Annotated in this window: 19 protein-coding genes; 4 read left to right on the top strand and 15 right to left on the bottom strand. The window is 70.8% G+C overall.

Features of this window, described 5'->3' with window-relative positions:
• Both ACT3UL_RS18560 and zapE read right to left on the bottom strand, forming a co-directional pair.
• The coding region (locus tag ACT3UL_RS18560) for a GntR family transcriptional regulator (RefSeq protein WP_444579863.1) at positions 1-388 on the bottom strand (388 nt) is incomplete at its 3' end.
• Positions 385-1,503 carry a cell division protein ZapE gene (zapE, locus tag ACT3UL_RS18565; RefSeq protein WP_444579864.1) on the bottom strand — a complete coding sequence of 373 codons (1,119 nt, stop codon included), beginning with the start codon at positions 1,501-1,503 and terminating at the stop codon, positions 385-387. The genes ACT3UL_RS18560 and zapE, both read right to left, overlap by 4 nt.
• A 98-nt stretch (positions 1,504-1,601) precedes the next feature.
• On the opposite strand from zapE, the gene ACT3UL_RS18570 reads away from it, so the two are divergent.
• Complete coding sequence (locus ACT3UL_RS18570; RefSeq protein WP_444579866.1) at positions 1,602-2,360, top strand: dihydrofolate reductase family protein; 759 nt, start codon at positions 1,602-1,604, stop codon at positions 2,358-2,360.
• Positions 2,361-2,409: 49 nt separating this feature from the next.
• On the opposite strand, the gene ACT3UL_RS18575 is transcribed toward ACT3UL_RS18570, so the two are convergent.
• The gene (locus ACT3UL_RS18575; RefSeq protein WP_444579868.1) at positions 2,410-3,807 is read right to left on the bottom strand and encodes an alpha/beta hydrolase family protein; all 1,398 of its coding nucleotides are present in this window, start codon (positions 3,805-3,807) and stop codon (positions 2,410-2,412) included.
• Positions 3,808-3,935: 128 nt separating this feature from the next.
• On the opposite strand from ACT3UL_RS18575, the gene msrB reads away from it, so the two are divergent.
• The 3 genes from msrB to ACT3UL_RS18590 all read left to right on the top strand — a co-directional run bounded on the left by msrB (position 3,936) and on the right by ACT3UL_RS18590 (position 6,338).
• The gene (msrB, locus tag ACT3UL_RS18580) at positions 3,936-4,364 is read left to right on the top strand and encodes a peptide-methionine (R)-S-oxide reductase MsrB (protein ID WP_444579870.1); all 429 of its coding nucleotides are present in this window, start codon (positions 3,936-3,938) and stop codon (positions 4,362-4,364) included.
• 130 nt (positions 4,365-4,494) lie between these two features.
• Positions 4,495-5,145 carry a DUF3000 domain-containing protein gene (locus ACT3UL_RS18585; RefSeq protein ID WP_444579872.1) on the top strand — a complete coding sequence of 217 codons (651 nt, stop codon included), beginning with the start codon at positions 4,495-4,497 and terminating at the stop codon, positions 5,143-5,145.
• Positions 5,142-6,338 carry an HRDC domain-containing protein gene (locus tag ACT3UL_RS18590; protein WP_444579873.1) on the top strand — a complete coding sequence of 399 codons (1,197 nt, stop codon included), beginning with the start codon at positions 5,142-5,144 and terminating at the stop codon, positions 6,336-6,338. The genes ACT3UL_RS18585 and ACT3UL_RS18590 overlap by 4 nt, the downstream gene beginning before the upstream one ends.
• A gap of 68 nt (positions 6,339-6,406) precedes the next feature.
• On the opposite strand, the gene ACT3UL_RS18595 is transcribed toward ACT3UL_RS18590, so the two are convergent.
• From ACT3UL_RS18595 to ACT3UL_RS18650, 12 genes are all read right to left on the bottom strand, one after another.
• Positions 6,407-7,054 (bottom strand): NUDIX domain-containing protein, encoded by a 648-nt coding sequence (locus ACT3UL_RS18595; RefSeq protein ID WP_444579874.1) that lies wholly within the window; start codon positions 7,052-7,054, stop codon positions 6,407-6,409.
• 4 nt (positions 7,055-7,058) lie between these two features.
• The gene (locus ACT3UL_RS18600; RefSeq protein WP_444579893.1) at positions 7,059-8,819 is read right to left on the bottom strand and encodes a CTP synthase; all 1,761 of its coding nucleotides are present in this window, start codon (positions 8,817-8,819) and stop codon (positions 7,059-7,061) included.
• Between the two features lie 68 nt (positions 8,820-8,887).
• Positions 8,888-9,994 (bottom strand): glycosyltransferase, encoded by a 1,107-nt coding sequence (locus tag ACT3UL_RS18605; protein WP_444579875.1) that lies wholly within the window; start codon positions 9,992-9,994, stop codon positions 8,888-8,890.
• On the bottom strand, positions 9,991-12,015 hold the full coding sequence (gene murJ / locus ACT3UL_RS18610) for a murein biosynthesis integral membrane protein MurJ (protein ID WP_444579877.1): 2,025 nt from the start codon (positions 12,013-12,015) through the stop codon (positions 9,991-9,993). Before murJ ends, ACT3UL_RS18605 begins: the two co-directional genes overlap by 4 nt.
• Positions 12,012-12,815 carry a hypothetical protein gene (locus tag ACT3UL_RS18615; RefSeq protein ID WP_444579879.1) on the bottom strand — a complete coding sequence of 268 codons (804 nt, stop codon included), beginning with the start codon at positions 12,813-12,815 and terminating at the stop codon, positions 12,012-12,014. The genes murJ and ACT3UL_RS18615 overlap by 4 nt, the downstream gene beginning before the upstream one ends.
• 62 nt (positions 12,816-12,877) lie before the next feature.
• On the bottom strand, positions 12,878-13,939 hold the full coding sequence (locus tag ACT3UL_RS18620; protein WP_444579881.1) for a copper transporter: 1,062 nt from the start codon (positions 13,937-13,939) through the stop codon (positions 12,878-12,880).
• Positions 13,940-13,954: 15 nt separating this feature from the next.
• Complete coding sequence (gene steA / locus ACT3UL_RS18625) at positions 13,955-15,133, bottom strand: putative cytokinetic ring protein SteA (RefSeq protein WP_444579883.1); 1,179 nt, start codon at positions 15,131-15,133, stop codon at positions 13,955-13,957.
• Complete coding sequence (gene recN, locus ACT3UL_RS18630) at positions 15,130-16,950, bottom strand: DNA repair protein RecN (protein ID WP_444579884.1); 1,821 nt, start codon at positions 16,948-16,950, stop codon at positions 15,130-15,132. Before recN ends, steA begins: the two co-directional genes overlap by 4 nt.
• An 18-nt stretch (positions 16,951-16,968) precedes the next feature.
• Positions 16,969-17,913, bottom strand: coding sequence for an NAD kinase (locus ACT3UL_RS18635; RefSeq protein ID WP_444579886.1), 945 nt, complete (start codon positions 17,911-17,913; stop codon positions 16,969-16,971).
• Between the two features lie 4 nt (positions 17,914-17,917).
• Positions 17,918-18,763 (bottom strand): TlyA family RNA methyltransferase, encoded by an 846-nt coding sequence (locus ACT3UL_RS18640; RefSeq protein ID WP_444579887.1) that lies wholly within the window; start codon positions 18,761-18,763, stop codon positions 17,918-17,920.
• Positions 18,760-19,776 (bottom strand): HAD-IIA family hydrolase, encoded by a 1,017-nt coding sequence (locus tag ACT3UL_RS18645; RefSeq protein ID WP_444579889.1) that lies wholly within the window; start codon positions 19,774-19,776, stop codon positions 18,760-18,762. Before ACT3UL_RS18645 ends, ACT3UL_RS18640 begins: the two co-directional genes overlap by 4 nt.
• Entirely contained in the window at positions 19,773-22,133 is a 2,361-nt protein-coding gene (locus tag ACT3UL_RS18650; RefSeq protein ID WP_444579891.1) for a hypothetical protein, read from the bottom strand. The genes ACT3UL_RS18645 and ACT3UL_RS18650 overlap by 4 nt, the downstream gene beginning before the upstream one ends.
• Positions 22,134-22,901: the final 768 nt, after the last annotated feature.

Raw genomic sequence — 22,901 nt, forward strand, 5'->3', positions numbered from 1 at the left:
CGCCGACGCCTGCCGTGGCGGTGCTCTCGAGGGTCGCGGCGAGCGCCTCCCGCTCCTGGGACGTCGCACGAGCCGCGGCGAGAGCCGCCAGCTCGGGTTCGAGCAGCAGCCGCGCCTCCCCCATGGTCCGCACCTGGTCGCCATCGGGCGGACGCGTCACGACGAAGCCTCGCATCGGCAGGTACTCGACGAGCTTCTCGCCGGTGAGCAGGTTCAGCGCCTCCCGCACCGGCGTCGCGCTCATCGAGAGCTCCGTCGACAGCGCACCGATCCTCAGGGGCGTGCCCGGAACCAGGGCACCGTCCATGATGCGCTCGGCCAGCATGCGCCGCGCCCGCTCCGACCGGGAGCTGCGCACGGGATCGGCCCGGTCCGGGTCAGGTGTCACGCGCCGGCGCGCCCGTCGGCCCCGTCGGCCCCGTCGGCCCCGTCGGCCCCGTCGGCTCGGTCGGCTCCGTCGGCCCCCAGGAGCCCGGCTCCGTCGTGGGCGAGGGACGCCAGGCGGGAGAGGGCACGGAAGTACTTCTTGCGGTACCCGCTGCGCAGGAGGTCCGGGGAGAAGAGATCCGAGAAGACCTCCGCGTCCGCGCCGCCCTCCCCCGGAGCCGCAGAGACCAGCACCGGAACCTCCCGGTCGTAGAGGCGGTCCACGAGCACGACGAACCGCAGGGCATCATGATGCTGGGACAGCCCGTGCAGGCCGGTCAGATGGGCCGCGGGGACGTCGTCGATCATGCTCCCGTAGCGCGAGGGGTGGACCGTCTTCAGGTGCGCCAGCAGGTCGTCGAAGCCGTCGAGAGTGGCACCCTCCTGCGCCTGGGCGTGCTCGCGCACGGTGTCCTCGGCCAGGGAGACGATCTCGGTGACGCCGTCGCGGCGCCGGTAGTCCTCACCGTCGATGCGCAGCACCTGGAACCGTTCCGCCATGGCCTGGATCTCCCGGAGGAAGTCCTGCGCGGCGAAGCGTCCCTCGCCGAGCGCATCGGGAAGAGTGTTGGAGGTGGCCACGACCGCGACGCCGCGGTCGGAGAGCTCGCGGATCAGCCGAGTCATCAGGAGCGTGTCACCCGGGTCGTCGAGCTCGAACTCGTCGATGCACACCAGCACCGATTCGCCGAGCAGGTCGACCGCGCGCTGGAAACCGAGCGCACCGACCAGGTCCGTGTACTCGACGAAGGTGCCGTACACCCGCTCCCCCTGGACCGCATGGAACAGGGAGGTGAGCAGATGGGTCTTGCCCACGCCGAAGCCGCCGTCGAGATAGATCCCCTGGGCCGCGGTCGGGCGGCGCCGCAGCTTCGCGAAGAAGCCGCCGCCCTGGGGCCTGTCCAGCTGCGCGGCGAACTCGCTCACCCGCTGCTTGGCCTCGTCCTGCGAAGGGAAGTCGGGGTCGGGAACATAGTTGTCCAGCCGTGCGCGGGCGAACCGCGGCGGAGGCACCAGGTCCGCGAGCAGTCGCTCGAGAGTCGGTTCGGGCCGTCGGTCGCAGAGCGCTTCAGTCACGGCGGTCAGTGTATGTTCCGCGAGCGCCCGCCGACCCGACCCGACCAGGGACCGGGTGAGATGATCGTCCCACCCCGCCGCTGCCCGACCTCGAGGAGATGACCGTGCACCTGCTGATGCGCGACGGCACAGTGCTGCCTGCCCCGGAACCCGTTCCGGCCGACGCCGAGGGGGCGCGCTCCCTCGCCGCGCTCTACGCGATGCCGCAGCTCCCTCCCGGCGGCGTGCAGGTACGGGCGATGATGAATGCGACCGTCGATGGGGCGATCAGCGGGGCGGACGGCACCAGTGGTCCTCTGCGCAATCCCGACGACTCCTTCGTGTTCGGGGTGCTGCGCGCTCTCGCCGATGTCGTGATGGTGGGTGCCGCGACTGTCCGCGTCGAGGACTACGGCTCGGTGCTGGGCCGCGACGACCTGCTCGAGCCCTCGCGGCGACCCGGCGGAGCCGCACGCCCGGCCCTGGCCGTCTGGTCGAACAGCGGGGATCTCCCGGCGTCGCTGGATCGGGATCAGCCGCTCTATCTGATCTCCTCCGCCCGCAGCGCCCGCGCGGCAGGGCGCAGGGCCGGGCTGCCCGGGGACCGCGTGATCGTCGCCGACAGCGCGGCCGATGCCCTGCGCGGTCTGGCTGATCGGGGGATGCACGCCGTCCAGGCGGAGGGCGGTCCCTCGACCCTGGGCAGGCTCGCCGCCGAGGGAGTCCTGGACGAGCTGTGCTTCTCCACGACGCATCGGAGCGTCGGAGGCTCGTCCTCGCGGGTGATCACCGGTGCGGTCCACGACACGGCCTGGGAGCTGTCCTCGCTCCTCGTCGGCGGCCACGCGACGATCTCGCGGTACCGCACGCGGCCCTGAGGGACTGCTCCTGACGTCCCGCGGGCTGGGCTCCTCCCGAGAGCTGGTCTCAGAGTCGCAGACCGATCGAGTCCTCGAGCGCGGGCGATCCCAGATCGCGCACCGGCACCTCGAGCTCGGCGGCCTCGTCCTCCATGCCCAGCAGACGACCGAGGTAGTCGGCCAGCAGCCGCTCGTAGCGCACCGGGTCCCGGTTCCACTCGCGCGTGTGCGAGGCCCCGTCGAAGGGTTCGAACTCCACGAGATCCGGGCGCAGCGCGGCGAGGCGCCTGCTCGGGGCAGGCGGCACCGTCGCGTCGTCGAGGGCGTGGAACAGCAAGGTCGGATGGATGAGGTGCTCCGCGTAGTACTGCGGCGTCATCTCGTGCAGCGCGAGCGGCTCGTGCAGCCGCACCAGTCGGCGCCCCACCGTCGAGGTCATCATCCACATCGCCAGGTCCCGCATCGGCTTCGGGGCCTTCAGCGCGGTGGCGTGGTAGATCAGGATGTCCTGCCAGTCCACGGCCGGGGAGTCCAGGACCAGGCCGACGACGCGATCCCGGTGGGCGGTGCGCACCGAGGTGCGCAGGGCGATGCCGCCACCCATCGACCAGCCGAACAGGACGATCCGGCGTGCGCCCTGGGCGAGGGCGAAGTCGATCGCCGCCTCGGTGTCCTCCCACTCGTCCGCACCCAGGTGATACATGCGATCCGCGGAGGCCGGCGCACCGGTGTCGTTGCGATAGGTGATCGTGAGGCTGGTCAGCCCGAGTCGATGCAGGAGAGGGATCACGCGCAGCGCCTCGCCGCGCATCGACCCGTGACCGTGGATCAGGATCGCCCAGGTGTCAGCCGGATCGTCAGAGGATCCCTGACCCTGCCCCTGTGCCTCTCCCTCGGCGTGTGCACTCCCCCGTGCCGGGCCGGGACGCACCAGCCATGCGGGCATCGGGCCCACCGGCGAGCTGACCTCGACCTCCTCGGTCTCCAGCCCGTGGGCCGTGCGCGGGGTGCCCGCCCAGTAGAAGCCGTTGACCGCGGCCTTGTCGACCTGGAGCGGCTCGGCCGTATCCGCCCCGAGGAGCGGTCGCGCGACGGTCGTGGGCGTGGGGTGCGCGGTCACGGGCCCCAGCCGGACGTGCACGGCGCCGCCGGACTGCCGCACCGCGAGGTAGCCCTCACGCTCGGTCTCCTTCGTCCGGTCCACGTGCACCCGGTCCTCGTGGACGGCACGCACCGGGAGATCCGGGCGGCGACGAAGGCTGTGCATCGGGACCAGGGGAAGGCGAGCCATCACGCGCGCCCCGACCGCGAGCGCTCCTGCGCTGAGGGTGAACATGGAGGCCGCCCCGACGGCGCCGACGACCGCGGCCTGCGCCCATCGTCCCTGTTCGGAGCGCGGTTGAACGGCCCTGGTCCACCGAAGGGCGCCGGCGATCGAGCTGGTCCGAGAGTGGTCGTGCGTCATACCGCGCATCTTATCCGCGCACTAGTATCGATGGTGTGAACAGGAGTTCACCACCCGGCGCCGGGCCCTGCGGCCCGCGCCTGAGGACGATCGCGGCGACCCGTCGCCGCAGAGCGGAGGATCCTTCGATGTCCACTGATCCCATCGGCACCCGTCCCTATCCCCTCGCGATCAGCGACGAGCAATGGCGAGAGCGACTCACTCCTGCCGAATACCAGGTGCTGCGCCAGGGCGCCACCGAGCGCCCCGGCGTCGGGGAGTACGAAGAGGTGCGCGCCGCCGGCACGTACGCCTGCAAGGCATGCGGCGAGGAGCTGTTCACGGCCGAGACCCAGTTCGATGCGCACTGCGGCTGGCCCGCGTTCTACGCCCCGTCGGACTCCGACGCCGTCGAGCTGCTCGAGGACACCTCCATGGGCATGCGTCGCATCGAGGTCCGCTGCGCGAAGTGCGGCTCCCACCTCGGCCATGTCTTCGAGGGCGAGGGGTTCGCGACCCCGACGGACGAGCGCTACTGCATCAACTCGATCAGCCTCGTGCACAGCGACGACGCCTGAGGACTCTGCCCGCGCCGGGACCGTCGGCCGACCGCGCCGGATCATGCGCCGAGATATCGGTCTCAGCACGGCCGGGACGGCTCCGGCGCGCCTGACCTCGGGCGCTCCAGCACGCGGTTAGTCTCCCACCGTGTCTGTCCATCGATTCCGCCCTGGCGACGACACCTTCCGTGCCGCCATCGACGCCATGACCAACGCCCCGCTCCGACAGGAGTTCGAGTGGCGCGACATCCCCGCGCCCGCGAAGATGGCGCCTTCGACCTGGGCGTGCACCGGGGAGATCCTGATCCACGACGACGAGCTCGCCTCCGGGCGCCTGGTCATCCTCCACGATCCCGCGGGCCAGGAGGCCTGGGACGGCACCTATCGGATGGTCGCCCTGGTCCAGGCCCAGCTCGAACCGGAGTTCTCCGTCGAGGCGATGCTCGGCGACGTGGCCTGGTCCTGGGTCACCGAGTCGCTCGAGATGCACGATGCGGAGGCCCGCGAGCTGGGATGCACCGCGACCCGCGTCGTCTCCCAGTCCTATGGCGCGCTCGCCTCCCGCCCCTCGACCGTCGACGTCGAGATGCGGGTCTCCTGGACTCCGGACGGCCCGCACGGGGCCGGGGCGGAGGGGAGCGCGGACGGAGCTCCCGATCTGGCACCGCACTTCGCGGCGTGGACCGCCATGCTCGCCGCCGCCGGCGGCCTGCCGCCCGCACCGCCGAGGATCGCCCCGATCGCCCCCGCCCATCATGCGAGGGCCCCGCGCCCCGAGGAAGCCGGTGACGCCCGGTGACCGAGACACCCGTCTCCGACCTGACCGCTCCCCGTGACGGCGTCGTGCCTGTCGTCGACCGGATCCAGCCGCTGCTGGCCTGGTGCGACGCCGCAGCGACAGCTCCCGACGAACCCGTGGCCGTGGACGCCGAGCGGGCTTCCAGCTATCGCTACAGCTCCCGCGCCTATCTCGTGCAGCTGCGCACCGAGGCCGCCGGGACCGTCCTGATCGATCCGCTCGCCTTCACCATGCCGTCGACGCTGCTGACCCTGCTGGGCGAGCGCGAATGGGTGCTGCACGCCGCCGGGCAGGATCTCCCGAGCCTGGCCGAGCTCGGGATGCTTCCTGCGAGCCTGTTCGACACCGAGCTCGCCGCACGCCTGCTCGGGATGGAGCGCGTGGGGCTCGGGGCCGTCGTGGAGGACACCCTGTCGCTGCACCTGGCGAAGGAGCATTCCGCCGCCGACTGGTCGAAGCGCCCCCTGCCCAGCGGGTGGCTCACCTATGCGGCGCTGGACGTGGAGGTCCTGGTCGAGGTCCGCGATGTCCTCGAGGAGCGTCTCCGCGTCGCGGGCAAGGACGAGTGGGCACGCCAGGAGTTCGAGTACGAGCGGGTCCGCGATCATGGGCCGACGCGGTCCTCGAGCTGGCGCGGCCTGCATGGTCTGGGCGGGCTGCGCACGCCCAAGCAGCTGGCCGCGGCGCGCGAGATGTGGCTGCGACGCGACGAGATCGCCGCCGCCGAGGATCTCTCCCCGCACCGGGTGATCAAGGACCGCGACATCGTGGCGGCCGCCAAGGAGGCGCCGCGGGGGCGCGAGGCCTTCGACCGGGCGCTGCCCGCCAAACTCCGCAAGAAGGACATCTGGTGGCAGGCCGCCCGGTCCGGGCTCGACCTGCCCGCCGCGCACCTCCCGGACCGCAACGAGCGCTCCTATCCCCCGCCGCACAAGCTCTGGTCCAAGAAGTACCCGGAGGTGTGGGACCGCTATCAGGTGGTGCGCGCCGCCGTGGGCGAGCGCGCCGAGGACCTCGAGATGCCGCCCGAGAACCTGCTGCAGCCGGCGCTGCTGCGCCAGTGGGTGTGGGAGAACGAGCACGTGCCGGAGGAGTCTGCCGTGGAGGCCGCCCTCCTCGAGCTCGGTGCTCGTCCTTGGCAGGCGGACCAGGCAGCACCGGTCGTCCACCGTGCGCTGACCGAGGAGGCCTGACCCCACAGGTCTGTTCGGCCAGGCACGACCAGCGCGGCCAGGTCGGCCGGCTCGTCAGACCAGCTCGGTCAGGCCAACTCGTGGCCCGGGCGCTCCAGGAACGGGGCGTCGGCCGGACGCAGCGCAGGGGCGCTCCCGCCGTCCGAGGTCGCGGCGCGATGCGCCTGCAGCGCGAGCACCCCGGCGATCGTGGTGGCATTGGTGAGGTCGCCGTGCAGGATCGCGGCGACGGCGTCTGCCAGAGGAACCCAGCGGAGCTCGATCTCGGCCTCCTCGTCGGTCCGCACGAAGTCGTCCTCGTCGCCGAGCGGCGCCGTCCCGGTCGCGAGGTAGATCCGGATCACCTCGTCGCTGCCGCCCGGACTGGGGCGCAGGTCCACCAGGGTGCTGAGCGAGGCCGCGCTGTGCCCGGTCTCCTCCGCGAGCTCCCGCAGCGCGCCGCGATGCGGGGCCTCGCCCTCCATGTCGAGGAGCCCGGCCGGAATCTCCCAGAGCTGATGGCCGACGGGATGGCGGTACTGCCGGATCAGGAGCACGCGGTCCTGCTCATCCACGGCGAGCACGGCGACTGCGCCGGGATGTCGCATGTACTCGCGGTCGAACTGCACCCCGGGGGCGAACTCGATCGTGTCGCGCACGATGTCGAACACCATCCCGTGGTGGACTCTGCCACGGGCGCTGACGGGCCGGGGTGCGGGAGTATCTGCGAGGGTCATGAGGTCACTCCTGGTCGTCGTCGGACTGTGTGCTGCCGGACTGCGTGACGGTCTGCTCCACGGAATCCACGGAATCCACCTCCAGCAGACGGGTGGACCGCTGGAGCGCGAGCGCCGCACCGATCAGCCCGGCGAAGAGCGGATGGGCGCGGGTGGGACGGGACTTCAGCTCCGGATGGGCCTGGGTCCCGATGTAGTAGGGGTGCACCTGCGGATCGAGCTCGACGAACTCCACCAGGGAATGCTCCGGGCTGAGCGGGGAGACCCCGGAGACCCGGAGCCCTGCCGCCTCGAGCCGGTCGCGATAGGCGTTGTTGACCTCGAAGCGGTGGCGGTGGCGCTCGGCGACCTCCGTGGCCCCGTAGATCCGGGCGGCGAGGGAGCCCTCGACCAGTGTGTGCTCGTAGGAGCCCAGGCGCATCGTCCCGCCGAGGTCGCCCGAACCGGAGACGATATCCGCCTGCTCGGCCATCGTGGCGATCACCGGGTTCGCGGTGCCCGGCTCGAACTCGGTGGACTGCGCGTCCGCCAGGCCGAGCTCGTGACGGGCGTATTCGATGACCATGGACTGCATGCCCAGGCACAGGCCCAGGGTCGGGATGCCATGGCTGCGGGTGTGGCGCAGGGCGCCCACCTTCCCGTCGACCCCGCGGATGCCGAACCCGCCGGGCACCACGATCGCGTCGACGCCCCGGAGCTGCTCTGCGGCACCCTCCGGGGTGGCGCACAGGTCGGATTCGACCCAGCGCAGCGTCACCTGGGAACTGTGATGGAAACCGCCGGCACGCAGGGCCTCGGTGACGGAGAGATAGGCGTCCGGCAGATCGATGTACTTCCCGACCAGGGCGACCGTCACCTGGGAGGAGGGATGGTGGACACGCTGCAGGAGCGACTCCCACTGGCTCCAGTCCACATCGTGGCTGAGCAGATCGAGCCGACGGATCGCATAGGCATCCAGGCCCTCCCCGTGCAGCACGAGCGGGATCTCGTAGATCGAGGGCGCATCCGCGCAGGTGACGACGGCGTCGAGGTCGACGTCGCACATCGAGGAGATCTTGGACTTGACCGAGAAGGGCAGCTCGCGGTCGGCGCGCAGCACGATCGCGTCGGGCTGGATGCCGATGGAGCGCAGGGCCGCCACGGAGTGCTGGGTCGGTTTGGTCTTGAGCTCATGGGACGGGCCGATGAACGGCACCAGGGAGACGTGCACGAAGAACACGCTGTCCCGGCCGATGTCCTGGCGCACCTGCCGCGCGGCCTCCAGGAACGGCTGGGACTCGATGTCGCCGACGGTGCCGCCGATCTCGGTGATGATGACGTCGACGTCGTCGGACGCCTGGGAGCGCATCGACTCCTTGATGGCGTTGGTGATGTGCGGGATGACCTGCACCGTGTCACCGAGGTACTCCCCGCGACGCTCCTTGGCGATCACACCGGAGTACACCTGACCCGTGGTCACGTTCGCGTGGGAGCCGAGGTTCTCGTCGAGGAAGCGCTCGTAATGGCCGATGTCGAGGTCGGTCTCGGCACCGTCCTCGGTGACGAAGACCTCACCGTGCTGGAAGGGGTTCATCGTGCCCGGATCCACGTTGAGATAGGGATCGAGCTTCTGCATCGTGACGCTCAGGCCACGGGCCTTGAGGAGCATGCCGAGCGAGGAGGCGGTCAGTCCCTTGCCGAGGCTGGAGACCACTCCCCCCGTCACGAAGATGTGCTTGGTGATACCGGGGTTCCGGAAGGGCTTGGCCGAGCTGGGCTGGCCGATCCTGGGAGAGGTTCCGGTGCTGGACGGGGATGCGCTGTTACGGGAGTCTGCCACGGACCGTCAAACTATCATCGCTGAGCGCCGAGTGACAGCACCTGAGTCAGTTGTCGCACCATGTCGGACGCCGTGGGCAGCTGCGCCGCTCGTCGCCGGGAGGCGGCTTCCGCAGCTCGGCGCACACCGATGCTGCGATGGTGCTCGATCGCCGACGCGAGCGCGGAGGCGTCCCCGACAGGCACCAGCTGCGCCGCGTCCCCTGTCACCCACCGGGTGCCCCCGGCATCGGTCGCGATGATCGCTCGGCCCGCTCCGAGCGCCTCCTGCAACCACACCGGCTGGCCTTCCCAGAGGGCTGCAGAGACCACAAGATCCGCGGCGTCCAGCAAGGCAGGAACGTCGTCCCGACGCCCCAGGAGCTCGACGGGGAGCTGCTCGCGGGCGATCCGGGACGCCAGCTCCTGGTGGAGTGGTCCGTCCCCGGCGACACGGATCCGTACCGGTGCGCCGGCGCGCAGGAGGGCGGCTGCGTCGAGAAGGTCGTGGAGTCCCTTCTGCGGCGCCAGTCTCGCGACGACGAGCACGTCCAGCATCACGTCCACGTCCACGTCCTCGCCCCGTGGAGCGGCGGGAGCCGTAGGAGCGGCGGGAGCCGTAGGAGCAGTGCGAGCAGTGGGAGCAGCGGGAGCCGTAGGAGCAGAGCACTCCGGGCCGGAGGTCTCTCGGCCAGGAGCTGGCACGACGGCATGTCGCACGTCGCGGGCACCGGACCGTCGGGCCTCCTCGGCGAGATCCGGAGAGACGGCCAGAATCGTGTCCGCGCGACGCACGGTGATCTGCAGCAGTGCGCGTCCGACGGTGCGCACCAGCGCCGAGCCCACGGTGCGGTTGTGCAGCGTCACCGCGAGGAGCACCGGGCCGCGCCGCGGCAGAGCCAGGGCCGACAGAGCCCCGGCGCGCAGCCCATGCGCGTGGACGGCGACCGGCCCCGGAGCGCTGCGCACGCACTGCCTCAGCGCTCGGACCGTGCGCAGGTCGCCGAGCAGATGCGGACGGTCCTGGATCTGCACGGGTGCCTCCCGCACGTCGACGCCGGCAGCGGCCAGCACCTGCAGCTCCTGGTCCACGTGCGCGGCCAGCCCTCCGCTGGCGCGCGGACGCACCAGGATCACGCTCATCGGCTGCTGTCCTCGGCCGAGCTGTGCTCCACCGTGCTGTCCTCGACGGTGCCGGTGTCGGCGCTCCGGCCGTGGCGGCGGAGCCTGCCCAGCTGACGAGCGGCGAGCTGTGGATCGGCGGCCGCCATCACCGCGCCGGCGAGCAGTGCGGCGATCACCCCGCACAGGATCCCGGTCAGCACTGCTGCGAGTTCACCGGTGGCGGTGGTGATCATCCACTTGCCGAGCAGCATGCCCGGGATCCCGCCGATCAGAAGGGCGATGGGGGTGAGGATCGCGGCACGACGCACCTTCGGCAGTTCGCCGCCGGGCTCGAGGACGTCAGCGATCCGCGCCAGACCCACCAGCGCCGAGATCGCCATACCGATGGCGATGGCGATGCCGAAGGCGGTGGACGCCTCGGCCGCCGACCGGGTGGGGCTGGGGATCACCAGCAGCAGGATCAGCACAGCGGCGATGATCCAGCCCACCGAGCCCACGAGAAGTGCATCCCGGGCGCGGAGCGCGGCCGAGAGGATCCGGGTGCATTGGATGGCCACGGCGAATCCGGCCAGACCGAGGGAGAACGCGGCTGCTGTGGAGCCGACGCCCGTGGCCCCCGCGCGGTCGATGAGGCGGAAGAACTGCTCGAGGGCCGGGCCGCCGGCGAAGAGCGTCGCGGCGCCGATCACCGCGACCACCATGATCGTGCGCACGGAGGCACCGGCCACGTGGGCGAATCCCTTGGTGTCCCCCACCAGACGCAGCTCGGACAGGTGCGGGAACACCGCAGTGACCAGCGGGACCACGAGGATCGCGTAGGGAAGCAGGTACAGCGCCTGGGCATACTGGAAGACCGGGAGCGTGCCGGTGCCGCCCGCCTTCATGGAGAGCACGAGCACGAGCCCGAGCACGAGCTGCTGCGCCCCGACGGCACCGAGCCCAGCGCCTCCGAGGGAGAGCGCACGGCGCCCGTAGCGCGGCGGCATCGTCAGGGTCGGACGGAGATGGAGACCGGCGCGTGCGGCGGCGATCAGCACCGGGATGACCATGGCGGCGACTCCGGCGGTGGTCCCCCAGCCGAGCCAGGCGATGGCCCCATCGCCGATGGTGGCGGTCGTCGCGACCGGAGGGACGATCCAGGCGTAGACCCGGTAGGCGATCATCACGACCAGCGACGAGATGAGCGGCATCATCGCCGGCCACAGGAATCGTTTGCGAGCCTGCAGGTACGCTCCGAGGACCACCGAGATGCCGTACAGCGGGAGCTGGAGGGCGAAGATGCGCAGCAGGACAGTCCCCACGTGCACGCCCCCGGGGACGGTCGAGTCCGTGGCCAGGAGCAGCTGGGCGATGGGCTGCGCGAGGAGGATCATCGCTGCCGCGAGCAGGCACGTGCCCAGCAGCGTCCATGTCAGCAGGGCGGAGACGATCTGATCGGTCCGCGCGGCGCCGTCGCGTCGATCCGCCCTCGGCGGCAGTGCCCCGCGGGACCGATCTCGGCGGCCCGGCGGATGCGAGGCCGCCGCCGGAGCTGCTGTCCCCGGAGCCGCGGACGCCTGGGGCTCGTCCTCCAGCGCTTCCGTCCCGGACCCCTCAGCTCCGTGCAGGTCGTCGGCGTCGTCGGTCCCGCTCTCCGCAGGGGCATCGCGCTCGGGGACCAGTCCCGCGATCAGAGGGACGATCACCGCGGCGAGCGCACCGCCCGCGACGATCTCGAAGAGCACGTTGGGCAGGAGGTTCGCGGTGGTGTAGGCAGTTCCCACATCACCGGCGCCCACGCTCGCGCCGAAGACGAGATAGCGCACGAAGCCGGCGATCCGGGCGATCACGGTGATCACCAGGATCAACCCGGCGCCGCGGAGCACCGTGCGCCCGATTCCGGACCCGGTGGGCGGCTGCGGCGTCACCCCCGCGCCGTCCGCGACGGCTGCCATGCTGTCGGCGCTCCCCATGGTCTCGGTGCTCCCGAGGTGCTCTGTGCTCCCGAGGTGCTCTGTGCTCCCCGTGTCGTCGGCGTTCCCCGTGTCGTCGGTGCTCATGGAGTCCTTCCGTCGACGTCGGGGGCGATCGGCGAGCTGCGCCGTCCCAGCTGGTCGATCGCACGAAGGGTCGGGGTGGAGTCGATGACGGCGCTGAAGGAGACCTTCTCGCTGGCGAGGGTGAGGGCGACCACCACGCCCAGCAGGGAGAGCCGTGCGGGGACCGGGAGCGCGCGTGCAGCTGCCGTGCCCACTGCTGCGCCGAGCACGTTCGCTCCCGCGTCGCCGAGCATCCCGTGCTCGCGCAGATCCGACGGCAGTGCCAGGGCGGCCGGGATCAGCGCCGCCACGGCGAGCGCTCGTCCGCTGCGCAGGCGCGGGTCCTCACCGGCGCTGAGCGCGCTCAGCACGGCGGCTGCCGGAAGCACGACCTTGAGCGCCCGGCCCGGTCGCAGATCCAGGAGATTGGCGAGGTTCGCGCACCCTGCGGCCAGAGCGCCGTCGGCGAGCACCATCGCCCCTGCCCGGGGCCCGGGCGCGACGGCGGCGCCGGCCAGCGTCAGTACGGGAATGCCGAGAGCCTTGGCCGCTCCGGTGGTCAGATGCCCCGTCCGGAGCGCGCCGAGGTGTCCGCGCAGTCCCTTGGACACCGCTCGGCCCGCGCGCCGCTGTCGCGGTTCGAGCACGTCATCGACGAGGCCGAGCGCCCCGACTCCGGCGAGCATCCCTGCATCGAGGCGTCCGGGGCCGCGCAGCCCCAGGGCGCTCACCGCGGCGACCACGAGGGCCCCCTCGGCAAGGCTCACGGAGCGTCCGGAGAAGTTCGTGCGCCGCAGTTCGGTCCGCAGACCCTGCAGCATGCGAGCTGCCCCGGAGTGCTGCGACGCTCCGGAGGATCGCGATGCTCCCGGCATCGACGAGGTCACTCTGCTCCCCCACCGTCGGATGCGGAGCCCTGCCCCTGGCTCCCGTCGCCGTTCTGCCCGGCCTCGGCCGCGGCGTCCTCGACGCCGGCGGTCTCGGGAATCGCCGGCAGGCGATCCTTCGCATCGGCCGTCGTGCCATAGGCCCCCGACCCCCCACGGGTCTGCTCGATCAGAGCGAGCACGGACAGGAGAGGACCGTCGGCCTCCTGCAATCTGTCCGTCGTCGAGAGTCCGTCGAAGCCCGCATCACCGCGCACGGTCCGCAGGATGCCGGTGGAGGCATCGTTGAGGGGTGTCGCCGCCGAGACGACAGCAGGGACCCCGGTCCCGGCCAGGGAGGTCAGCAGGGAGGTCTGCGTCGCCAGCAGGCCCTGGGCACGCTCGGCCGCGACGGCCTCGTCCTCGGAGCTGTCCACGAGCTCCTCGGGCGCGGCGCTCGCGACGAGCACGCCGTCGACCTCCGACGGCAGCTCCCCGTCGATCGTGACCAGCTGCTGCTCGGTGAGCGCCTGCCACACCTGGGTGCGCAGCTCGGAGGTGAGCTCACCGCTCTGGGACGGGGTCAGGAGCGCGACGATCACCTGGGACAGCTGCTCGGAATCGGTCAGCCCGCTGTCCAGGAGGTTCGGGGCGATCGTGCGGATCGTGTCCAGCGCGTCGGTGCGCTGCTGGCTCTGCGAGGGCACCCACAGGGCGGACTGCAGCTCCACCTGCACGGTGGACTTCACACCGGCGTCCTCGAGCAGCGTCGAGATCCGTTCGGTGAACGGCGCCGTGGAGGAATCGTCGGTGAGCACGGCGACCCGCTGCCCCGCGAGGGTGTCGGCGACCAGCTCCGGGCCGATCTCCGAGGCGAAGGTGCCCAGCTGCTCGTTGCGGGAGGCGAGCTCGTCGGCCTGGGTGCGCAGCTCATCCTGCTGGGTACGGAGCTGCTCGACCTGTCCGGCGAGCTGGTCGCCCAGGTTCTCGCGCAGCGGTCCGGCCCCGAGCACGATGCCCACGGCGAGAGCCAGGAACACGGAGATCAGGGAGACGAGGTGGTAACGGAAATCGATCACGGGGTCGAGACCCTCCTACGACCCGGTGGCCCGGGGTGAGAACAGCAAGGTGAACCAGGACAGCAGTCCGTCCAGGCGGGCGCCGAAGATCTGCACGAGCGCTTGTCCTCCGGGGGTTGCCCAGAGTGCGACCGCGAGGGCGGCGAGTCCTGCCAGTGCCAGGAGCACCAGCTGGAAGGTGGAGATCCTCTGACGGTACAGGCGCGAGACGCCCTTGGCGTCCACGAGCTTGGACCCGATGCGCAATCGGGTGAGGAATGTCGAGCTCATCCCGGCCCGGCCCTTGTCGAGGAACTCCTCGAGGGTGCCATGGGTGCCGACGGCGACGATCACGGAGGCGCCCTTCTCATCGGCCAGGAGCATGGCGATGTCCTCGCTGGTCCCCGAGGCGGGGAAGAGGATCACCTCGTCGCCGAGGCCGAGCTCCTCGAGCCGTTCCAGGCCCGGAGCGCGGCCGTCGCGGTAGGCGTGCACGACCAGCTCGGCGCCGCTGCGCAGGGCGCGGTCGGAGACGGAGTCCATGTCTCCGATGATCATGTCGGGGCGGAACCCGGCCTCGATCACGGCATCGGCTCCCCCGTCCACGCCGATGAGGACGGGTCGGTTCTCCCGCAGGAAGGGCCGCAGCGTGGCGAGGTCCTCCTTGTAGTGGTACCCCCGCACGACGATCAGCACCGGGCGGCCGTCGAGGTTCGTGCGCACCTCGGGCGCGCCGATCCCGTCCAGCAGCAGGTCACGTTCGCGCAGCATGTACTCCATCGTGTTCTCTGCGAACATCTCGAGCTGCTGCGAGAGGCCCTCGCGGGCGATCTCCAGGGAGACGGTGATCGAGGCGTCGTCCTGAGCGGTGCCCTCGGCGATCACCGTGTCGTCGAGCCGCACCGTGCTTCCGGTGATCGAGACCGTCTGCCCGTCCCGGACCTCTTCGAAGACGTCGTCCCCCAGGTTGTCGACCAGCACGATCCCGGCATCGACGAGGATCCTCGGGCCGGCGTTGGGATACCGGCCGGAGGTCGAGGCGGCGACGTTCAGGACTGCTGACGGGCTCCGTTCGACCAGCGCCTCGGCGGCGACCCGGTCGATGTCCTTGTGGTCGATGATCGCGATGTCGCCCGGCTGGAGCCGCTTGGTGAGGTCCTTGGTGCGCCGGCCGAGGCGCGCGGTGCCGATCACCACGGACTGGGACGCGCTCATCCGCGTCCCTCCGACGCGAGGGAGGCCCCATCGGTCCCGGGGGCCCCGGAAGCCCCGGAAGCCCCGGAAGCCCCGGAAGCCCCGGAAGTCCCGGAAGTCCCGGAAGTGACGGTGCTCGCCTCGTCCAGGAGCTCCTCCGCATGGGCGAGGGCGACGTCCGAGGCATCGTCGCCGGCGAGCATCCGAGCGAGCTCCCGGATCCGGCCGGGCCTGTCGAGCGTCTCGACCGTCGAACTGGTGGATCCGTCGCTCGAGGACTTCACGATCTGCAGATGTGTTCCGGCGTGCGCCGCGACCTGGGGAAGGTGCGTGACGACGATGACCTGCGCATGACGTGCCAGGCGCGCGAGCCGGTGGCCGACGGCGAGGGCGGCGCGCCCGCCGATCCCGGCGTCGATCTCGTCGAAGACGAAGACGGGCGCCGCGCTGCGGTCGTTGCGCGATGCGGAGAGTGCGACCTCGAGGGCGAGCATCACCCGGGAGAGCTCGCCGCCGGATGCTGCCTGGGAGACCGGGAGGTGATCGGCCCCGGGGTGGGGCGCGAGCAGGATCGCGACGGCGTCGCAGCCGTGGGAGCGATGGGCCTGCGCCGAGACCTCGACCCGGATGTCGGCGTCGGGCATCTCGAGATGGCGCAGCTCCTCCTGGACGGCCTCGGAGAGCTCGGTCGCGGCGGTCGTGCGGGCGGTGGTCAGCGCGGCGGCCGCTTCGTCCAGCTCGCCCTGGAGGGAGTCCAGCCGGGCCGCCGCCGCGGCACGCTCCTGCTCCGCGCCGTCGAACCGATCGAGATCGATGGCGGCGCTCCGGGAGGTCTCCAGCAGGGCCGTGATGTCCTCGGCGGGACCGTCGGTATCCGGGAGCAGGGCACCGAGGTCCCGGACCAGGACCGTCAGTTCGTGCAGGCGCCCGTTGGCCTCCTCGAGACGGCCCGGGGAGGCGTCGATGTCGTCGGCGTACCGGGAGAGCTCGGCCGCCACATCGGACAGCTCGATGCGCATGGCGTCCAGACGCTCGACGAGCGGCTCCAGCGTGGTGTCGGTGCGGGCGGCGCGTCCCAGCGCCTCGCCGGCGACGTCCAGCAGCGGCCCGGCGGCGGGTCCGTCGTCATCGCCGATGAGAGCCAGCGCGGCCTGATTCGCGGCGCCGCGCAGCTCCTCGGCATTGCCGAGCCGTTCGAGCTCGACACGCAGGGCAGCGTCCTCCCCCGGTTGCGGGTCCGTGCTCTCGATCCGTTCGAGGGCCTCGCGCAGCGCGGTGCCCCGTCGGTCCCGTTCGGCGAGCAGCGTGTCGATCTCCGCCAGCCGTTCGGTCATGGCCGAGCGCTCGCGCCACAGCTCACGATGCCGCTCCAGCAGCGGTCGGATCTCGGTGCCGGCGAAGCGGTCCAGGGCGTCCCGCTGGGCATCGGGGTCGCGCAGCCGCTGCTGATCGGACTGCCCGTGCACGGTCACCGCGGTGCCGACCAGGCGCGCGAGGGTCCCGATGGGCACCGGCACGCCGCCGATCTGCGCCCGGGACCGGCCGTCCCTGGTCACCCGGCGCACCACGAGCACCTCGCCGTCGTCCTCCTCGGCTCCCAGCTCGTCGAGCGAGGCGGCCAGCTCGTCGTGCCCGGTCAGCGCGAGGGTTCCGTCGACCGTGCTCGAGCCGCGCGTGCGGCCGCGATCGAGGCGATCGCCGAGCAGCATGGACAGACCGGTGACGATCATCGTCTTGCCCGCGCCGGTCTCCCCCGTCAGAGCGGTGAAGCCGGGCCCGAACTCGAGCATCGCATCGTCGATCACGCCGATCTGGCGGATGCGCAGGGTGGACAGCATCGTGGACCTCTCAGCTCCTCAGCGGGTACGGGGGCTGCGACCCCGCCACCCGACGACGGGGAGCTGGAACTTGTCGACCAGCCGATCGGCGAACGGGGTCGCGCTCAGTCGTGCCAGGCGGACGAACTGTTCGGACAGCCGCGCCTCGACGCGCATACCGGCGGTGATCTCCGCGGTGCGGCGCCCATCGAGCGTGAGGATGCCGTCCTCACGGTTGTCGAGGGTCATCTCGATGGCGGCTTCCGAGGAGCGTCCCAGCACCAGCGGTCGGGCGAACAGCGCATGGGCGGCCAGGGGGATCAGCAGCATCGCGTCCACCTCGGGCCAGATCACGGGACCACCGGCGCTGAAGGCATAGGCGGTCGAGCCGGTCGACGTGGACAGCACCACGCCGTCGCAGCCGAAGGAGGAGACGGGGCGGCCGTCGATCTCGATGGCGACGTTGATCATCTTCAGCCGGTCGGCCTTCTCGAGGGAGGCTTCGTTCAGGGCCCAGTGCTCCTCGACCACGTGATCCTCGGCGTCCAGGACATGCACGTCGAGGGTGGAGCGCTTCTCGATCTCGTAGTCGCCGTCCAGGAGCCGGGAGACGGTGATCGAGAGGTCCTCGACCTCGCTCTCGGCGAGGAAGCCGACGTGTCCGAGGTTGACGCCGTGCACGGGGACATCCGCCTCGCGCACGGCTTCTAGGGCGCGCAGGATGGTGCCGTCGCCTCCCAGCACGATACCGAGCTCGACGAGGTCCGCCGCGGAGACGGCGTCCAGCACGTCGACCCCGCCGTTGGTGAGGAAGGTCAGCAGCTTCGGCGGTGCGACGTTCTCGGGCAGGCCCATGATCTCGTCGAACTGCTCATCGACCACGACGCCGCGCACTCCGCGCCGGGCCAGCTCCTCGAGCACGGTGAGCATGGCGGTGAGCGCAGCGCGGCGGCCGGTGTGGACATAGAGGAGGAACCGTCGCATGGGATCAATCCTCCCGGATGAAGTCGTCGGCGCCGCGCAGGCGCGGCTGGTTCTCGCGCACGGCGTCCCCGATCATGTCACAGGCCTCCGCGTCGAGCGCGCAGGTCACGCCCGCGGGGCGCAGATGCAGGAAGTACTCACGATTGCCGTCCTGTCCCGGCAGGGTGCTGGGGCCGACGGCGAGCGTCGCGAGCCCGGCCGTCGACGCCGCCTCGGCGACGCCGCGGACGGCCTCCGTCCGCGCGCGCTGGTCCGAGACCACCCCGGTGCGCGGCAGAGCGCTTCTCCCCACCTCGAACTGGGGTTTGACCATCAGGAGCATGTCGCCACCGGGGCGCACCACGTTCCCCAGCGGCTCGACGACGGTGCGCAGAGAGATGAAGGAGAGATCGGCGACGAGCAGGTCGACGTGAGCACCGATCAGCTCCGGGGTGAGGTCCCGCACGCTGGTCCCGTCGAGCACGTCCACGCGGTCGTCGTCACGGACATGGTCGGCGAGCTGATCGTGGCCGATGTCGACCGCGATCACCCGGCGGGCGTCGCGGCGCAGCAGGACATCGGTGAATCCTCCTGTCGAGGCACCGGCATCGAGGCAGAGCAGGTCCCCGGGATCCAGAGCGAGCGCGTCGAGAGCCCCGGCGAGCTTGTGGGACGCACGGGAGGCGTATTCGATGCCGTCGGGAACGTCCACGACGGTCAGCAGGGCGCCCTCCGGCACCGGCGTGGAGGACTTGGCCGCGGGCCGGCCATCGATGCGGGCGCGACCCTCCTCGATGATCCGTCGGGCGTGGGTCCGTGAGCGAGCCAGACCCGCCGCGAGCAGGGCGACGTCCAGGCGCGGCCCGGTCACCGGTCGGTGGGTCGCTGCTCGGTGCCGTCGCGTCCCAGGAGGCGCCCTGTCCACGGAGTCTCCGTGGCATGGACGCTCAGCAGGGCGAGCACCGCTCGCAGCATGCGCGGGTCCTCGAGCTCGCCGTCCAGGACGATGTCCTCCTGCTCCCAGGACGCGCTCACGGAGCCGCAGCGGGCGTGGTCGCCCTCCACCACGGGCAGCACGAACGGCTCGGCGATCTGCTCGAGATCGGGAAGGATGTAGGTGGGCCGACGCACGGGCTCCGCCCGCAGGGCGGATTCGATGCCGTCGACACCGGTCAGCACGAGAAGGGTGTCGATCCCGGCGCGGACTCCGCCTTCGATGTCGGTGTCGAGCCGGTCACCGATCACCAGCGGGCGCTGGGCACCGCTGTCCCGCGCGGCGACGGTGAACATGCCCGGCTCGGGCTTGCCCGCGACCATCGGCTCCGCGCCCGTGGCATGGCGCAGCGCCGCGACCATCGACCCGTTGCCGGGGGCCATTCCGCGCTCCGTGGGCAGGGTGGCGTCGATGTTCGTCGCCATCCACAGCGCACCGTGCCCGATCGCGTAGGCACCTTCGGCCAGGATCGACCAGTTCAGGTCCGGGGACCAGCCCTGCACCACGGCGACGACGTCCTCGCTGTCCGTGGAGACCGGCTCGAGGCCGACCTCCCGGATCTGGGCCGCGAGGCTCGGGCCGCCGACGACGAGGACCTTCGACGCGGAGTCGAGGCGCTCCGCGAGCAGCCGGGAGGCGACCTGCGGGGAGGTCACGAACTCCTCGGGCTGCGCGGTGACACCGACCTCGGCCAGATGGTCGGCCGCCTGCTGCGGGGTGCGCGAGGCGTTGTTGGTCGCGAAGACCACGGTGCGTCCTGCCGCGCGCGCCTTCTCCACGGCCGCAGCGGCATGCGGGATCGGCGTCGCGCCGTGCATGAGCGTGCCGTCGAGGTCAAGCAGCAGGGCGTCGTGCAGGTCGAGCAGCGAGGGATCGGGCTGACGGCTCACGCCTGCTCCTCCTGGTCCTCACCGGAGACGTGCTCATCAGCATCCTCACCGGAGGAGCGGTCATCCGCATCCTCACCGGAGGCGTGCTCATCAGCATCCTCACCGGAGGTGTGCTCATCGGCAACGTCCTCCGGGTAGCCGTCCGGATGGCTTTCAGCGTGGACCTCAGCGTCGGAACCCTCCTCGAGGTCGTCCTCCGCTGCGAGGAACCGATCCGCTGATCCCTCGGCATCATCCTCCGCGTCGTTCTCGGTCCCGTCGGCATCCACCGCGTCATGGGTCCCGACGTGTTCTGCCGCGTCGCCATAGAACGAGGACGGATCTGCCTCGTCGACATCGTCAGGCGTGTCGGTCTCGTCAGCGGCATCGTCCTCACCGACTGCATCGCTCCCGTCAGCCGCCTCGGCCTCGTCAGCTGCACCGGCCTCGTCAGCTGCATCGGACTCATCGACCTTGTCGGCTGACGGATCGTAGGCGTCCAGCACGGAGACAGACTCGTCGTCCTCCCAGGCCGGCTCCTCAGCCGGCACTGGTGCAGGGCGACCCAATCGCTCGGCGGCGTCGGTGAGACCTTCGCTGTCGGCGTCCGCGGCAAGGGTCAGCCAGCGCTTCGCCTCGTCAGGACGCTCGGCACGTTCCAGCAGATCCGCGTAGGCAGCCCAGAGTCGGACCTGCCAACGCCCGTCGACCTTGTGACGCAATGCCGGGATCTCGAGGGTCCTCAGGGCGGTCTGGATGTCGCCGGTATCGGCATAGGCGCCTGCCACGACGATCATCAGCTCGATGGATGCTGCGACTCCGAGGGACGAAGCCTCGTCCGACGCCGCGATGTCCAGGGCGCGCTCCGGCTTGCCCAGGCCGCGCTCCGAATCGGCGATCATCGGGAGCACGTCATTACGACCGGTGATGCGCAGCGATGTGCGCAGCTCACGGGCGGCGGTACGGAAGTCGCCGGCGCGGTAGGCGAGGATCCCGTAGGCCTCGCGGACCGCACCCACGCGACCGCCGATGCGCGCGGCGAAGCGCGCATGCGCCTGTGACGTCTCGAGATCGGTGTCCTCGAGCAGATAGGCCGCGACGATGTGCTGTCCGACGCGCTCCGCGGTCTCCTTGCTCAGGCCCCGCAGCTCTTCTCGAATCGGCTTGTCCAGCTCCCGACCGGTGATGCCGTCGGGGATCCGGGGCTCGAAGGGTCGGTCCGCGCGCGCTTCCTGACCGGGGCGCGAATTCCGACGCTCCTCGCGCGGTGCGCCGCCGCCCTGGGGACCGCGGTCCTCGCGAGGCTGGCGCGGGCTGGTGGTGCGGGCGCCCTGGTCGGCGCTGCGGGGACGGTCATTGCCCGGGCGGCTGGAACGGTCTTCACGGCCTGATCGCTCGTCTCGTGAGCTCCCATAGCGCGGCTTCTCGTCCCGACGGTTCCCGTAGCTGGACTTGTCGTCACGACGCGAGTCGTAGCGCGGCTTGTCGTCACGACGCGAGTCAAAGCCAGGCTTGTCATCACGACGCGAGTCATAGCGCGGCCTCTCGTCGCGACGGCTCCCCGGCTTGTCATCACGACGTGAGTCGTAACGCGGCTTCTCATCGCGACGGTTCCCGTATCCAGGCTTGTCGTCCCGGCGCGAGTCGTACCGGGGCTTGTCATCCCGACGCGAGTCGTAGCTCGGCTTGTCGTCCCGCTGCGAGCCGTAGCTCGGCTTGCCATCACGACGTGAGTCATAACGCGGCTTGTCGTCCCGACGCGAGTCGTAACGCGGCTTCTCATCGCGACGGTTCCCGTAGCTGGGCTTGTCGTCGCGCTGCGAGCCATAGCGCGGCTTGTCATCGCGACGTGAGTCGTAACGCGGCTTGTCATCGCGCTGCGAGCCATAGCGCGGCTTGTCATCACGACGTGAGTCGTAGCGCGGCTTCTCGTCACGACGGTTCCCGTAGCTGGGCTTGTCGTCCCGACGCGAGTCGTACCGGGGCTTGTCGTCCCGACGCGAGTCGTACCGGGGCTTGTCGTCGCGCTGCGAGCTATAGCGCGGCTTGTCATCACGGCGCGACTCGTCACGGTGGTTATCCGGACGAGCGGCGCGCTCACGGTCACTGCGCTGGGAACCCTGGGCGGAACCGGAGGAACGGTAGGTGCGCTCGCTGCCAGTACGGCGTTGGTCACCAGCAGACCCCGATCGATCATCGCGGTAGCTGCGCGGACCTGCGGACCTAAAAGCTCCGGATGACGTGGATCGCGCCGAGGAGTCCCCGCCCCTGTACGGTGCCCGCGATCCGGCTGCAGACGAACGGTCGTCGTGTCGTGCGTAGTCGCGGGACTTGTCGCCGTGCCCGCGGTCGCTCTCGCTCTTGCTGTGCTCAGCCACGTGAATCGTCCGTCTCAATCTGCTCGCCCTATGCCGTTATCAATCGCCAAGCCTAAGCCGTCCCTGGAAAGAGACCGCGCAGTAGGCCGTCCACCGTGACTGCTTTCACCAGCCGCAACACGAACAGGTGACGGCCAGGTGCATCGCGCCACAGTCACAGAACAAGGGCTCACCAGCAGGTTCTGCAGCCGTGCCGAGCAGGCGCTCAGCTGCAACACACTTGCCAGCATCCCCACGACAGGGAAGCAGACCAACTGGCGCCGCCTGAAGACCCCGTCATCGATTCCGCGCTGATCCCACAGCCGGGTCCATGAGCACCACTGCGCCTTCATACAGACCGAGCGCTCTCCTCGTCCTGGCTTCGCTCGCACCCCGCAGCGAACACCACCCGCTGAAACAGTCGCTGATTCACACCATCTGCCCAATGGCTTCCCCGAACCGCAAGCACACCTCACTGGGGCCTCGGCCCGGCTGCTCCGCCAAGACGTTGATCCGCAAGAGCAGATGCGCAGACATCCGCCACGCGTCCCCGCCCTCGCTCCACGGCGATCGACTCACGCAACGTACAAAAATGGAGCTACCGCTGACCCCTGACTGAGTGCCGAAGGACTTGTCCTGCTGCAGCTAGTCAGCTCTGTCCGAGCGCGCAGACCGTGAACAGCGCACTTTCCACGCCTGGTTGTCGACGTCCGACACCTGCGGCGCCGGCAACCACTCGTTCCAGGCCGATGCGAACACCATCAAATCTGGCATGCGCCTTCGGGCATA

Origin of the sequence: Brachybacterium sp. 107, assembly GCF_052379725.1 — a bacterium.
Lineage (GTDB): Bacteria > Actinomycetota > Actinomycetes > Actinomycetales > Dermabacteraceae > Brachybacterium.